This is a genomic window from Chitinophaga sp. (assembly GCF_017745275.1).
Classification (GTDB): Bacteria; Bacteroidota; Bacteroidia; order Chitinophagales; family Chitinophagaceae; genus Chitinophaga.
This window is the reverse complement of sequence record NZ_JAGHZS010000001.1, coordinates 1,397,146-1,410,937: the sequence shown is the minus strand read 5'-3', so window position 1 is coordinate 1,410,937 and position 13,792 is coordinate 1,397,146. Positions and strand designations below refer to the sequence as shown.

Below are 13,792 nucleotides of genomic sequence, written 5' to 3'. Positions count from 1 at the left end.
ACAAACCACAACATGAGCTATTCCGGTAAATTTAAAGTCGCCGCCCAGGGCATTTATTCTTCCCTGGAAAATATCGGCGGTGCCAAATATGATAGCAAGGCAAAGTACTATGAGCGCCTGGTTGGCACCGAAACATTCAACTGTATCTTCTGGGCCTGTAGCCGGAAAGAACTGCAAAAGTTCGCGGCTACTGCCATCCTGCATTCTACAGGCACGTTGCTGGACGTGGGTTGCGGCGGACTGGCGCAAACAAGTGATCTATACCAGGCCACCACGAATGATTGCACCCTTTTCGACAGGTCGCTTGAAATGCTGAAGATTGCCCAGGGCCGGCTACTGGAAAAAACGGGTACCCTGCCTTCTAATATCCACTTATTGCAGGGGAACGCTTTTGACATCCCCTTCCCCGACAATACTTTCGACAACATCTGCAGTTTTGGTACGATTCATCTTTTTGATAACAAGCAGGACTTTGTCAATGAGCTGCTGCGCGTATTAAAGAAAGGCGGCCGCTTTTACTTTTATACTATGACGGGAGAGCTGACCGTCGGCAGGATTTTTATGAAGTTGCTGCGTATGAACCATGAATTCGGGGAGGTTTGGTCGGAAAAGCAAAATCTGTCCTTGTTTAATAGTGCACACCTGGAAGTACAAAGCTATAGAGTAGGAAGCGTGTTATTTATTTACGGACAAAAAATAGGATAATCTATGATGGCTCAATATCTCTGGACAACGGGTTCCGGCATTATTGCATTAATGGGATTGCTGCATCTCCGCATTACGCTGGGGACTAATAAGCTCTTTCCCCGCAATGAAAAACTGATCACTGACATGGAAAGCACTTCATTGCAGATGACTCCCAGGCTCACGATGTGGAAATCATGGATCGGCTTTAATGCTACACATGGTAGTGGCGCCGCTTTTATCGGGATCACGAATTTTTACCTGGCACTGAATCATTTTGCTTTTTTGAAGTCCAGCCAGTTCCTGTTGCTGCTAACCCTGCTGGCCGTAGGGTTTTATGCCTGGGTAGCGTGGAAGTATTGGTTTAAAGTGGTGACGATATTACTACTAATAGCATGGGCCTGTTTTATAGGCGCATATGTGCTGGCTATAAATGGCGGTTTATAACTTGAGGCTGCTCCGGATGTAAGAGACATATTGGGGCAGTCCTTTTTTTGAATCGTACTCGTTACAATTCCCGGATGATCATTTGTAGTGCTACTACCAGCTTTTGCCGGGAAGTTTTTTACAGAAATCATATTAAAACTGCCTACTTATACTAAACTATTTAGTTATTTTGTCAGAATTTCAGTTGGGAGAAGCGACTGAATCGATCATTCATCAACATTTAAATAGTCCTATGAGTGAAGCAAGGGAAGCCGGTATAGTAAAGCTGCGTCCAGGTATCTTTAATACGAGGAGATATGCACTGATCCAACTGAGAAAGCAGATGGAAACGGTACTGGAACAGTTTGTAAAGCCAATGACAGACCAGGTGGTGATTGCAGATTACGGATGCGGCAATATGCCATATGCTCCACTGGTAGAGCCGTACACAAAGCGATACGTAGGGATTGATCTGGTGGAAAACCCAAGGGCGGATATTCATATTGACCGCGAAGGAAGAATTGCGCTGGAAGATAATGAAGTAGATTTTGTATTATCTACCCAGGTCCTGGAACATGTGGAAAATCCTGTATTCTACCTGGAGGAAGCCATGCGTATCCTGAAACCGGGTGGAAAATTGATCATCACCACACATGGCTACTGGATGTTTCATCCAGACCCTACTGATTACTGGCGGTGGACTTCCCTGGGATTGAAAAAAATCATTACGGAACGGGGATTTGAAATAAAATATTTCCGTGGTATGTTAGGCCGGTCGGCCATCGGCATGCAGTTGCTGCAGGATGGTTTTGTATTTAAAGCGCCTAATGCTCTGCGTGCTGTGCTGGCGCTCATTTGTCAGCCGCTGGTTTATCTCCTGGATAAAACAACCAGTCAATCTACACGGGATAAAGACGCGGGGACATTCATGATTGTGGCAGAGAAAAAAGCCTGATGATAAGAAAGGCGCCCACTGCTTTTTGTAGTGGGCGCCTTTCCTATTTTATATCTCACTACTGTCTTCCCTATCAGGTATAGGATAATTACATCCCCGCTCTTTTTTCTTCATCGTTTTTGCTTTCCCCTTTACTGGTGTGGGTCGATTTTCCAAAACTATAGCTTAGTGTTAATGCCAGCTTATGGTTGCCATACCAGTGCTGTAGCTGGTTATTGATGATTGTTTTCTCCCGGAATGTCAGTTGGTAACGATAGGTATCAAATACATCATAAAAGTTGAACCTGGAATTGACTTTTCCCTTTCCCCAACTTTTCTGGATACCTAAATCCAGGCTTCCCATCGGTTTGAAAGTATATAAACCATTGCCGGTAGCAGAACGATAGAGATAAGAAATATCGAACGTGATTGCTTTCGGTAAACTGAACACCTGGCTGCCCGACAACGTATAATCAAATATGGGGATAGCATAGGTCACCTCATGATAAGGCGTTACTTCTTTTTTATAGTTTCCCCGTAGGTTGGTATTCATCTTCCACCAGCGGTTAATTGTCAATGGAAAGCCCACTTCAATACCTCCAAAATCATTATAAGGCAGGTTACGGCCCAGGTATTCCAGTACGTTGGTCACCGGGTCGTATTCGGGATAGCGACCCATAGGATCGGTTTCCCGGCCAACAAATAACGTAACACTAAGCGACCGGCGGCTATAGGCAATATTCAGCATATCCGTTTTAGAAGGCTGCAGGTACGGGTTGCCTACGAAATAATTAAGCGGACTATTATAGAACCGGAAAGGATTTAGCTGGGCAAAGTTGGGTCGTGTAATCCGGCGGCTATAGGATACATGCAGTTGCTGTCCCTGTTCAAACGGAAATGTAAAACCAAGGGCAGGCAGCCAGGTCAGGTAGTTCCTGGTGGTGAGCAGTTGCTGGGAAATGGCATGGCCGGTACTATGCGTATGCTCTGCGCGTAAGCTGGCGCTATAGCTCCATTTATTCACTTTTCTTTCGTAGGCAACATACGCTGCGGTAATATATTCGTCATATTGAAAATTGTTGGAACGGCCGCTATCCGGTACAAAAACCAACGACGTATTAAGTGTATCGTAACGTAGTTGATTCCTGGTGGTAGTAAAGGCAAACCTGGCGCCGGCACTCCATTTCCCTTTCCCCAGGTTACCGGAAAGATCCGCTTGTACAGCGCGTATCAGGATATCGTTTTTCAGGTCTGTTTTCCAGTAGTCGAGGAGCTGATGTTCATCCCCGTTTTTCGTTTGTATGTCCTCCTTTTGCCGGTTGCTTATTTTTAGGAATGAGGAAAGTATTTCCAGTTGGCTGCCGCCCAGTTGCCCGTTATAATTAAGATGAACAGCATAAGTGCGTTGCCGGGGAGTGGCGTTATTAAACGTATAGATATCTGATATCAACCGCTGCGCAGTAGCGTCTGTAGTGTGAAGCAGGCTAAGGGAATTAAGGCGGCGGTCCGACTGATAAGCGCGTCCTGTAATTTCTATATGATGTGTTTTTGAGAAGTTATAGTCTGCCCCAAGCTGATAACTAAAGTTATTATTGCTGGTGGGAACACTGTTTTTAGTGCTCATAATATTTGTATTGGCGAGATGTTGTAACGCCGAGTACCGGTAAATGCTTGTTCCTGTTGTATATCCCAGCCGGGCGGTGTAGGAAAGTTTTTTGGTTTTATAAGTCAGTAGTAAATTATTATCTGCCAGTGTATAGGCATTTTGCTGGATATTACTACTGATATTGCCTTTCCACCCCAGGGTAAGATCCCGTTTCAACCGTATATCGATAATGCTTTTATGTTCGCCATTATATTTGGAAGAAGGATTATTGATGATTTCGATAGATGCTATCATATCAGGCGAAAGGCTGGCAAGATAATTTTGTAATTCTTCCGGACTCATTGGCACTTGTTTCCCGTCAATGAATATGCCGGGGGCGCTGCCGCCGGTCATCTGCATTGTACCGTCGGCATTGATTTGCAATCCTGGTACTTTCCGGAGGATATCGAACGTGTTGGCCGCCGCTGCAAATAATGGATTGCCGGATACGTTTAGTACCAGTTTATCTGCATGTCGCTGTAAAACGGGTTTCTCTCCATTTACAATTACTTCGTTTAATTGGCTGGATACCGCTGTCAGTGTTATTGTTCCCAGGTCCTGGTGGCTTCCGCCGGCATTGTCCAGTATCACATCTCTATATAATTTACCATGTCCAAAAGAAGAAAATAATAAAATATACCGGCCAGACTGCAAATCGGGCAACTGAAAAATGCCGGCGGTATCCGTTAGCCGCCCCCGGATAAAAGAGGAGTCTAAGGGAGAGAGTAAACTAACCGAAACAAACCCCAGCGGTTGACTGGTATGGTGATCCAGTACCTTTCCTTTAATTGTTTTTTGGGCAGCAGCAAAAAATGATAAGCATGTCAGCAAACAGAACGCCAGGCTAAATTTTGTCATCAGTAACAGTTTCCTGCAAACCTAAAAAGAAGGTAAACTGTCGCGGTCTGATATGGGTAAATCAGGTGTTCGGATTTATAAAACCGTACCGTGGACTATTGATTATCAAACACTTTCTCTTTGTAAAGCGCAGGGGTAGTATCCGTTACTTTCCTGAAAGCAGCGTAGAATGTTGACTTGGAATTATAGCCTACTTCGTATCCGATGGCTTCAAAAGTAAGATGTGTGTTGGTGGTAATTAATTTACAGGCTTCCTGAATCCGGTATTCATTGATGTAGGTAGAAAAACTTTTGCCCAGGTTATCATTCAGTAATTGCGAGAGTTGATGTGGTGTTATATTGATCTGTTTTGCCACATCATGTAATTTAATATTGGGGTCCTGGTACAACTTCTTATCATGTATTGCCTTTTCCAGTTTTTCTATCCATGTATTAGCATCTGTATCCGCTATCTTCTTTTTTTCAGTTTTGACGGCCAGGCGAATAGGATCCTTTTTTTTGCCGCGGATATAGAAAAAAATAATCACGTAGAGTAAAACCGATAACAACACCGGCCCGGTGATGTACAGGTAGGTCGCAATCCTGGCCCAGGATAGCTGGAAAAGGAGGCAAATAGCGCAATTACTGCCATAAAGTAATAACCAGAATTTCTCGGTTTCCGTTAGTACACCCGGATTTACAAACAGCGTTTTCAGTACATCTTTTAATACAAATCCTGCTGCCACCACGTAGATCATCCATTGGCAGTATATCACGGTAACAATGGGGCCTTTCCAGATGACAGGATAAGTTTGATAGGGGATAAGTATGCCGGTTATTAATAAACTCCCAAGGAGTCCTCCCCATACCCATTTCCAGGAAGCGGGAAGCACATTTATATTTTGCAGCGCTGACCGGAAGAAGTAATATAGCGCAGGGCCTATCAGGAAACAGGCCGACAAGCCTATCTGTACATAGATTTTAGGCAGCGAATGATCGAAATAATAAAAAACCGCTTTTATAACCCGAAGACTCAGCGCCAGCAATAGTATACTAAGGAATATGGTAGGCAATGTTTTTTTTCTTCTGCTAAAGAAAAGATAAAGGCTGATCACCAACCCATTGAAAGCCCCCAGGGAACTGACAAAAAATAATATTTGCTGACCAATATTCATAGGGAACAATACAGAATTTATAAGTGAAATATAAGCGAATTTTTAATAGTCCCGATAGGGGATTCCATGGAAATATTATTAGCGGTAGTATGATGTCAGTCCTAACATGTGTAACTTGTATTTACTTATTTATTCAACCTATGTTAAAGAATATTTTGCTGGCTTGCGTATATAGCATGTTGTTACCCCTGATGCTCTTAGCTCAATCCCCGAAGGTGGCACGTAGCCAGGCTTTCAGGAAGCCCGACGGTGCCAGCAGGTTATTACTAATGAAAAATGGGAATACCTTGTATTTTCATTTTACCCGCAAAAATGGGATAGATGTGGTGGTGTATGATAATAAACACCAGGGGGCTCCAATCGTGAATAGTCAGCTAAAGTCCTGGCAGCCTAAAAACATGGACGATATAAGCTTTAAGGGATTATATGAAATGAATGGTCAGGCGGTGGCCTTTCTGGTACATTATAAAGGGATGAAGCCCTGTCTTTACCGGCTTGTTTTTGATGGTAATACAGGTAAGCTTCTCAGGGAAGACGCAGTCAGTGAAGATTTTACGGGTAACCATCCTGATATGAATACAGGATTCTATGTACAGAAAGATCCGGAGTCTGAATATTATGCGGTGGTGGCATCTAATAAGTTGCCGCGTGGCGGGCCAGGCGAGCGTATTCAAATCACTCACTATAGTCCTGATCATACCAAATTGAATGAAGCTTTTTATGAGTCCCCAAAGGGAACATATCGGTCCCATTTTCTTGCAGACATCTATGTTCACCGGGATGATTTTGTGTTTCTTGCTTTTTATGCCTGTGATACTTCCTGGGCCGATGGAAAAGATTCTAAAATGATGGTCGCCCGCTTAAGTAAGGGGGCCAAAGTGTTTGATTACAAATTTCTGGATTATATGGCAGATCTTCCGGAACCTGTTGTTTCGCTCAGGTATAATAGTACCAATAAAACATTGTATTTGCTCTCCGCGGTAAGTGCTAAAGGTGTTAATAAGCCTTATACCATGTATTACTGGATGAGAAACCTGGTGTTGCAGATGAGCATAATTGATCCTTATTCGTTAATAGTAAAAAATAATTATTTTATTGATCATCCATTACTGTCTGAATATGCACATACACACTTAAAGTATCAGACGCCTTACTACGGAGTCATCCAGGATTTCCAGATCAATGCCGATAATTCTATTTCCCTGATGTATGAAGAGTTGGCGCAGATCACTTCCAGGGCTACCACTGTCAGATTGGGCGATATTGGTATTGCCCGCATTGATGAATCAGGTAAAGAAATGCCCGGAAGTTATGCAATTGCCAAAGAACAGATAATGAGAGGATACATAGATCCCTATTTTATTGATCGGCGTTACAGAAGACGTTGGAGTTTTTTTAGTGGATTTTTGGGAGATAAGGATATGGTTAATAATGCCGTTTTCTCCTATGATTATATGTTTGCGAATGACAAAACTTATGTCATTTATAATGATTTTCCGGAGAATATAGATGACAAAAATGAGGACTCCCGGGGTAAGGTAAGAATGCGAAGAGTTAGCGATGCCAATACTGTATTAGCTTATCATGATGGGAATGCGGTGAAGAGAATATACCTGTTTGGAGAGCCGGAAAATAAAAACGTTTCCCGGTTTAGCTTTCTGGAAATGAATGCGCATAGTAATGACAATAAATCCTATGCCACAATGATGATTGAACGGCATGGAAAATCCAAACAAGCCTATATAGTTTGGATTACTTTCTAACTATGGCCCACCAAAAAAAGCCAGGGTATTTTATCCTGGCTTTTTTGTCTAAATTCACCTGCAGAATCCGGTTGGCGTGGAAATATTCGGGACATCCAAACATATGATCATTCATGGTGATGCCTTAGAGGCATTGCAAACTGTGGTGCCCGATAATTCGGTGGATCTCATTTTCGCTGACCCGCCGTATAATATTGGTAAGCGTTTTAACGGACGTATTTTTAAATGGGATTCAGAAGATGCCTACCTTCACTGGTGTTATCAATGGCTGGATCTTTGTCTGCGAAAGCTCAAACCTACCGGCAGCTTATATGTGATGACAGCCACACAGTTCATGCCCTACTTGGATATTTACCTGCGACAGAAAATAAATATCCTCTCCCGGATTGTATGGAGCTATGATAGCTCTGGTGTACAGGCCAGGAAGTACTTTGGGTCTATGTATGAGCCTATCTTGTTTGCTGTAAAGGATAAAAGCAATTACACTTTCAACGCAGGAGATATCCTCATAGAAGCTAAAACCGGCGCCAGGAGAAAATTGATAGACTACCGCAAATCTATACCCACGGCTTATAATACAGAGAAAGTACCAGGTAACGTATGGAACTTTGCCCGCGTGAGATACCGTATGGATGAATATGAAAATCATCCTACACAAAAGCCGGTAGCCCTGTTGGAACGCATTATCAAAGCCAGCTCCAATGAAGGCGACCTGGTACTGGATCCGTTTTCCGGGACCTTTACCACCTGTGAGGTAGCGAAGAACCTGGGCAGAAATTGTGTTGGTATTGAGTTACAGGAAGAATATATCAAGATAGGATTACGCAGGCTGAACCTCGCTGTGGATTATAAAGGAGAACCCTTGAAGCGGGCTACCCGTTCTTTCGAAAATGAGAAGTGATAAATTAGTAAGGCATTATTGAATAATAATTTTTATGAGACAAATAAAAACGGCGTTGCTCCTCTTCGGATGTTTGATCCTGCTGGCAGCTAAAGGAATGGCAAAAGACATACGTTTATCTGTGCTACAGCTCAACATCTGGCAGGAAGGCACTATGGTGCCCGGAGGATATGATGGCATTGTAGACCAGATCACCAGTATTGATCCTGATTTTGTGACCTTAAGTGAAGTCAGGAATTATAATAATACCCGGTTATGTGACCGGCTGCTGGCTTCTCTGGCAGCAAAAGGCAAAAAGTATTATTCCTTTTTCAGCCAGGGATCAGGGCTGCTGAGTCGTTATCCGGTTACCGACAGCGCCGTTATATTCAGCGAAAGTGGGGCTATTTATAAACTGGTAGCCAACGTAAAGGGCAGGGAAGTAGCGGTATATTCCGCTCATCTGGATTACCTGAATTATGCAGTATACCTGCCAAGAGGCTATGATGGCGTTACCTGGAAGAAGATGGCAGCGCCTTGCACTAACCTGGATTCCATTATGGCATCTAACCTGGCGTCTAAAAGGGATGAAGGCATCGCGGCATTTTTACGGGCAGCCGGAGAAGATATCAAGGCAAAAAGACTGGTATTCCTGGGCGGCGACTTTAACGAAGCCAGTCATCTCGACTGGACGCCCGCCACTAAAAATCTATTTGATCATCATGGCATGGTTGTACCCTGGACCTGTTCCGTAATGCTGCAGGGCAAAGGATATAAAGACAGCTATCGCGTACTTTTCCCATCTCCCGAAAAAAATCCAGGGTTCACCTTTCCGGCAGATAATAAAGCAGTAGACGTAAAAAAACTGGCCTGGGCGCCGGATGCAGACGAGCGGGAACGGATAGACTACATCTATTTTTATCCCGATAAAAAATTAAAACTGCAAAAAAGTATGGTAGTGGGCCCATCAGGAAGTATTGTGAGAAATCAACGGGTAGAAGAGACCGGGAAGGATCAGTTCCTACTGCCTGCCGGCACCTGGCCCACAGACCATAAGGGACTGCTCAGTGTATTTAAACTGGAGATATAATGGGGAAATAAAATAATCCATCCTATTTTTGTTAAAGTACAGCTCTCCGCTGTACTTTGACTTTTTAATACGGATACATGCAAATACAGGATCAAAAGATTATCGCAGCCATAGAAGGGATCTGGGAAGAAGCAGAAGTATTATTTGACAAAAGTGATCTGGCCAGGTATGCCCAAAAGCTGGAAGAAGCCTGGGAGCTGTTACCCCAGCCCAAACAAAGTTATGAAGATAGTTTCCCGTTAGCGGGCGCTATCACCGCTACCTATCTTGAACTAAAGGATTTTCCTGCCATGCTCAGATGGGCGAAAATTCTGCAGGAGTGTGACCCTGAGCGACAAGACGACGGCGAGAAGGAATTTATGCTGGGCCAGGCGTTGTTTGAAAATGGGGCTATGGAAGAAGCTACGAAATACTTGCATGTAGCTATGCAGAAGTCCGGTGGTCGTGTGTTTGAAGGTGCTGATGAAAAATACCTTCATGTATTTCAGGGACTGGCATCCATGGTAGAAGAAGCACTGCCGGATGATGTATACGAGCAAATAGAAATATTATCAGAAGCAGGCAATGCGCTGGCCGACGAAGAAAATTATGATGCGGCGCTGGAAAAATTTAAGACGGCGCTTGAGCTGTTGCCGGCACCCCGGCATGAATGGGAAGCCAGTACCTGGCTGAATGCCAGCATCGGTGATATGCTGTTCTTTAAGGGTGATTTTGCGGCTGCAGCCCCCGCCTTTTATGAAGCGCTGAATGGCCCTGATGCCCATGCTATTGGCTTTGTACAGCTTCGTTTGGGAGAATGCCTGTATGAATTAAAAGACGAAACAAAGGCCCTTGAACATTTAATGCGGGCATATATGCTGGAAGGAGTAGAGATTTTTGCAGAGGAAGACAGCCGGTATTTTGATTTTTTAAAGACCAAGGTAGAATTGTAAGCATTTCTTCTATTCCTGCTCTTCTGCTGTATCTCCCCGTGCTGCAAACTCATTGATCAGTCGCAACTGATCGCCCAGGGAATAAACGGCATCGATCAGCGGTGCATATTTAAGCTGAAAGTTTTTAAGCAACAATTGGTTGGCGGCCTCTTTCCCGGTTGGATGGAAAATGCCGGCATCTTCAAAGAGGGAGCCATCCGTTTGTGTGTGGCCGCAGGAAGGGCAGTGATTTAACCAATAAGGCCCTTCCGCCGCCGGTTTATAGTGAGGGTAGTAGTCTCTCAGGAAAGTTTGAAGATTGCCTGAAATGGCAGATATCTGTTGAAATAACGTAAAGAAATCCTGTTCCATCCACACCGGCTCATCCCGGTCGTTCATATCTTTCTCAAAAAAATAATTCCCCGCAATCGCAATCACCTGGCTATCGTGCTGACAATTCCAGCAAGACGTATGTGCATGTGCGATAGTTATTTCGGTAGGTAGAATAATAGATGGTTGCCTTTCAGGAATCCACTGATCTACTTCCATGAGCCGGTCGTATCGGTCTTCCGGCAGAAACCAGGTTTGGGCGATCTGATCCCATTGGGCGCCTTTGGCTATAGCATGCTCTTTTTCCGCTAAGGGAACATTCAGTTGTAATGACATAAAGCAGGGTATGACTGGTAGACTCTCTTCCCTGAATGTAAGAAAAAATCAGCGGATTAGGGCATGCAGGAGCGGACTTTATAATTTCATCATATAGGCGTGTAAGAAGGAATCAGCTACGGATAGATTTCTTTCGTGTAAAATACCATCCGGCGATGGTCGCAGGAATTAATAACAGGGCCCAATACCAATAATGCCTGGGAGCCTGTAATACTACGGCCTTTGTATTCCCCTGGAAGCTCAATGCTGCCCAATAATAGGGGAGTTTATGCAGATCGCTGACAGCCGGGTCGTTCAGCCAGTTAATTTTAGCCTGCTGTAACGCTACCGCCGCATTATTTTGTTTCAACAGTTGGGTATAAAACGACTGCATCAGCAACGGGGCTGTGGCATCGTTTACATTCCAGCCGGCAGCTACTACGGCAGGTGTACCGCCAGCCATAAAGGCGTGGGCCATACTTTGTATGCCCTCACCGGTTACGAGGCGTCCGTCGCCTGTTTTGCAGGCACTTAGTACCACCAGTGAAGGATGTTGTGATAGACCACTTAATTCAAACAGGTAAAACGGGGCGTCGTACAACATAATATGTGGCGCGGCGGAGCTGTCTTTTTGAGTGAACGCATGTGTACTGATATGCACTACAGCTGATTGTCCCAATGCCTGCCGGAATGCAGTGGTGTGCGCTTGTTCGTTCACATACCAACGACCGTTGGAAATGATAGGTTGCAGGCTTTCCTGTTCTTTTTTTACGCCTTGCAGGTTTGCCAGCCCGGCTTGTTGCTGTGAAATGAAAAAGCCGCTGAATCCTTTCGGATGGGCTGTTGCCTGCATTTGTAGCCACCACGTACGTAATGAATACGCATAGGAAATAGTGGCCTGTTTTACCAGGAAGGGCCACTTCCCGATGGCGGGTGTATAGCGGGCATTGCTCACCAGTGCGTCTATTGGCAATGTGCTCAGCGCTCCATCGGGCATCAGCAGGTAAGTATAGCCTGCTTGCAGCGGATGCGGTGCAAACAGTTGCGTATACAACTGGTAGGCGGCGTTATAATAGGCCTTAGGATTATTCAGCATGGCCTGTGGCCCGGTTTCAAAGTATTGTTGCGAAAAACGCAGGATGTTGTTGCCGTCAATAGCGCTGCTATCGATATACCGAATGCCGTGTTGGTCTAGCTCCACGGTATAAAGCGTCTGCTGGCCAGTAAAAAATGTGCGGATCAGTTGCTGGGGGGCAAGTATGCGAAGGATGCTATCTAACGGGAATACGTCGGTATCTGTACCGGGAGCCGGGTGTATTTTTTTTCGCAGGGTGGCGAGGTCCCAGGAGATCCGCTGTTCCCGCTGTTGCAGTAAGCTATCCGGGTGTCCCGTTTGCAGGGCTTCTTTGCGATAGTATAGCTGTGCCTGTTCCAGCAGACGAATGCGTTTATGCAAGGTGTCATTGCCGGCGTAATGTGTTTGCTGCTGCATTTCCTCCCAGAGTAATTGCGACTTACTGTTTTCCATGAACTGCAGCATGGCCTGCTGGTATTGCGGGTCGTGCGTAGTTTGCCAGCAGCGCCATGCCAGGTGGATCGCTGTTTCATAACGATAACGGCTATCCGAAATAGCAGTTTCTTTTGCCGCGGCAGAAACGTATTGATGCCGCAGCTCCCGTTCAGTAGCAAAGCATAGCCGGTAAAGTGTTAATGCGGTAGTAGGTTCCTGCAGGGATTGATAAGCACCGGCGGTAGTAAATAAAAGGTCCAGCAATGTATATTCTCCGTAGATATCCCGGTTACTCAGGCGGCGTATATCCTTTCCCGGTAGTAGTATGTGTGCGCAGCTATCTAACAGTGCGAGGGCTTGCCGTGGTTGCTGCAGTAGCAACTGTAATTTGCCCATGCGTAAAAACAGGCGGGCCTGTTCCCGTTGGCGTAAGGTGCGTTTGCTTTCCGGCATCGCGGCGGCCTGCCGGTAATATTGTGCTGCGATAGCAGGTGTAGAGAGATAGATATCGCCGGCTTGCTGATAGGCCATGAACAGCCAGTGTGCAGCTTCCGTGTTGGCCGCAGGCTGTTGCCGTAGTATGGTGATGCTTTGCTGAATACTTTTTTTGGCGGCGCTGTATTGTTGTAACTGCTGACAGGCATCGGCCTGTTCTGACAGCAGTAGCCCATAGGTTGCGCTGTGTTTGTCGGCCAGTTGCAGCCCTTTCCGGCAATATACCAGCGACTGTGGTAAATCGCCCATATTAGCGGCTGTATTGGCCAGGTTGCTGTAAGTAGCTGCCATGGCCTGCCGGTCGTCCAGTTCGCGGGCAAACTCCAGTGCTATGCGGTGAATAAACAGGGCCTGTTCGTAGTCGCCCAGCCGGGTGTAGTTGTTCCCCAGTGGTTTAAGGATATATTCCAGTACGAGGCTGGGATCTGTTACTGCGTTATGTTGCCGTGCCCATTCAAAGGCTTGCTGGTAGGCATCTGTGGAAGAAATGATATCTCCGCTCTGGAGGAAGGCGTATCCCAGGTTAATGAGCAGATCCTGCCAGGCTTGTATGTCTTCGGTGCTGGAGGGAGTACGGCCTGCGTTGTTAATGGCTTGTTTGAGCTGTTGTGCTTTGGCGGTGGGAGTTGCTGCCGGGAGCTGAATTTGCGCATAAATCCAGGCGGCCAGCGGACGTTTGGTGGTATCAGGCGTTTGCCAACAGATGAAAAGGCCCGCTGCTGCCAATAATAGCAGCAGGTGTTTGGTCAGGGGAGCGTATGATTTTACTTCAGCCATTTATGATAGCTGAAGATAGT

11 protein-coding genes are annotated in these 13,792 nt (G+C 45.4%); 7 read left to right on the top strand and 4 right to left on the bottom strand.

Annotated elements, in window-relative coordinates; translation table 11 throughout:
* Positions 1 to 12: 12 nt before the first annotated feature.
* From J7623_RS05675 to J7623_RS05665, 3 genes are all read left to right on the top strand, one after another.
* Positions 13 to 705: a class I SAM-dependent methyltransferase gene (locus tag J7623_RS05675; RefSeq protein ID WP_291918261.1), complete on the top strand. Its 693-nt coding sequence runs from the start codon at positions 13 to 15 to the stop codon at positions 703 to 705.
* A 3-nt stretch (positions 706 to 708) separates the two neighbouring features.
* Positions 709 to 1,131 carry a hypothetical protein gene (locus J7623_RS05670; protein WP_291918258.1) on the top strand — a complete coding sequence of 141 codons (423 nt, stop codon included), beginning with the start codon at positions 709 to 711 and terminating at the stop codon, positions 1,129 to 1,131.
* 232 nt (positions 1,132 to 1,363) lie between these two features.
* The gene (locus J7623_RS05665; RefSeq protein ID WP_291918255.1) at positions 1,364 to 2,065 is read left to right on the top strand and encodes a class I SAM-dependent methyltransferase; all 702 of its coding nucleotides are present in this window, start codon (positions 1,364 to 1,366) and stop codon (positions 2,063 to 2,065) included.
* A gap of 88 nt (positions 2,066 to 2,153) precedes the next feature.
* Here J7623_RS05665 and J7623_RS05660 read toward each other — a convergent pair whose 3' ends face one another.
* Together J7623_RS05660 and J7623_RS05655 are read right to left on the bottom strand one after the other, a co-directional pair.
* Positions 2,154 to 4,547, bottom strand: a complete 2,394-nt coding sequence (locus J7623_RS05660; protein ID WP_291918252.1) for an outer membrane beta-barrel protein — start codon at positions 4,545 to 4,547, stop codon at positions 2,154 to 2,156.
* Positions 4,548 to 4,642: 95 nt separating this feature from the next.
* Complete coding sequence (locus J7623_RS05655; protein ID WP_291918249.1) at positions 4,643 to 5,701, bottom strand: helix-turn-helix transcriptional regulator; 1,059 nt, start codon at positions 5,699 to 5,701, stop codon at positions 4,643 to 4,645.
* Between the two features lie 140 nt (positions 5,702 to 5,841).
* Between J7623_RS05655 and J7623_RS05650 the strand changes: the two genes are divergently transcribed.
* The 4 genes from J7623_RS05650 (at position 5,842) to J7623_RS05635 (ending at position 10,366) form a co-directional block, all read left to right on the top strand.
* A complete protein-coding gene (locus J7623_RS05650; RefSeq protein ID WP_291918246.1) occupies positions 5,842 to 7,464 on the top strand; it encodes a hypothetical protein in 1,623 nt (540 codons plus the stop codon).
* Between the two features lie 76 nt (positions 7,465 to 7,540).
* Positions 7,541 to 8,365, top strand: a complete 825-nt coding sequence (yhdJ, locus tag J7623_RS05645; protein WP_291918244.1) for an adenine-specific DNA-methyltransferase — start codon at positions 7,541 to 7,543, stop codon at positions 8,363 to 8,365.
* Between the two features lie 34 nt (positions 8,366 to 8,399).
* Positions 8,400 to 9,434 (top strand): endonuclease/exonuclease/phosphatase family protein, encoded by a 1,035-nt coding sequence (locus J7623_RS05640; protein WP_291918242.1) that lies wholly within the window; start codon positions 8,400 to 8,402, stop codon positions 9,432 to 9,434.
* Positions 9,435 to 9,511: 77 nt separating this feature from the next.
* Positions 9,512 to 10,366 carry a hypothetical protein gene (locus tag J7623_RS05635; RefSeq protein WP_291918240.1) on the top strand — a complete coding sequence of 285 codons (855 nt, stop codon included), beginning with the start codon at positions 9,512 to 9,514 and terminating at the stop codon, positions 10,364 to 10,366.
* A gap of 9 nt (positions 10,367 to 10,375) precedes the next feature.
* Here J7623_RS05635 and J7623_RS05630 read toward each other — a convergent pair whose 3' ends face one another.
* Both J7623_RS05630 and J7623_RS05625 read right to left on the bottom strand, forming a co-directional pair.
* A complete protein-coding gene (locus J7623_RS05630; RefSeq protein ID WP_291918237.1) occupies positions 10,376 to 11,011 on the bottom strand; it encodes a DUF5710 domain-containing protein in 636 nt (211 codons plus the stop codon).
* Between the two features lie 112 nt (positions 11,012 to 11,123).
* Positions 11,124 to 13,772, bottom strand: a complete 2,649-nt coding sequence (locus tag J7623_RS05625) for a CHAT domain-containing tetratricopeptide repeat protein (RefSeq protein ID WP_291918235.1) — start codon at positions 13,770 to 13,772, stop codon at positions 11,124 to 11,126.
* Between the last annotated feature and the right edge of the window lie 20 nt (positions 13,773 to 13,792).

Coding starts and splice junctions, on each gene's coding strand:
- J7623_RS05675 (WP_291918261.1), top strand. CDS start 13: ATGAGCTATTCCGGTAAATTTAAAGTCGCCGCCCAGGGCATTTATTCT.
- J7623_RS05670 (WP_291918258.1), top strand. CDS start 709: ATGATGGCTCAATATCTCTGGACAACGGGTTCCGGCATTATTGCATTA.
- J7623_RS05665 (WP_291918255.1), top strand. CDS start 1,364: ATGAGTGAAGCAAGGGAAGCCGGTATAGTAAAGCTGCGTCCAGGTATC.
- J7623_RS05660 (WP_291918252.1), bottom strand. CDS start 4,547: ATGACAAAATTTAGCCTGGCGTTCTGTTTGCTGACATGCTTATCATTT.
- J7623_RS05655 (WP_291918249.1), bottom strand. CDS start 5,701: ATGAATATTGGTCAGCAAATATTATTTTTTGTCAGTTCCCTGGGGGCT.
- J7623_RS05650 (WP_291918246.1), top strand. CDS start 5,842: ATGTTAAAGAATATTTTGCTGGCTTGCGTATATAGCATGTTGTTACCC.
- J7623_RS05640 (WP_291918242.1), top strand. CDS start 8,400: ATGAGACAAATAAAAACGGCGTTGCTCCTCTTCGGATGTTTGATCCTG.
- J7623_RS05635 (WP_291918240.1), top strand. CDS start 9,512: ATGCAAATACAGGATCAAAAGATTATCGCAGCCATAGAAGGGATCTGG.
- J7623_RS05630 (WP_291918237.1), bottom strand. CDS start 11,011: ATGTCATTACAACTGAATGTTCCCTTAGCGGAAAAAGAGCATGCTATA.
- J7623_RS05625 (WP_291918235.1), bottom strand. CDS start 13,772: ATGGCTGAAGTAAAATCATACGCTCCCCTGACCAAACACCTGCTGCTA.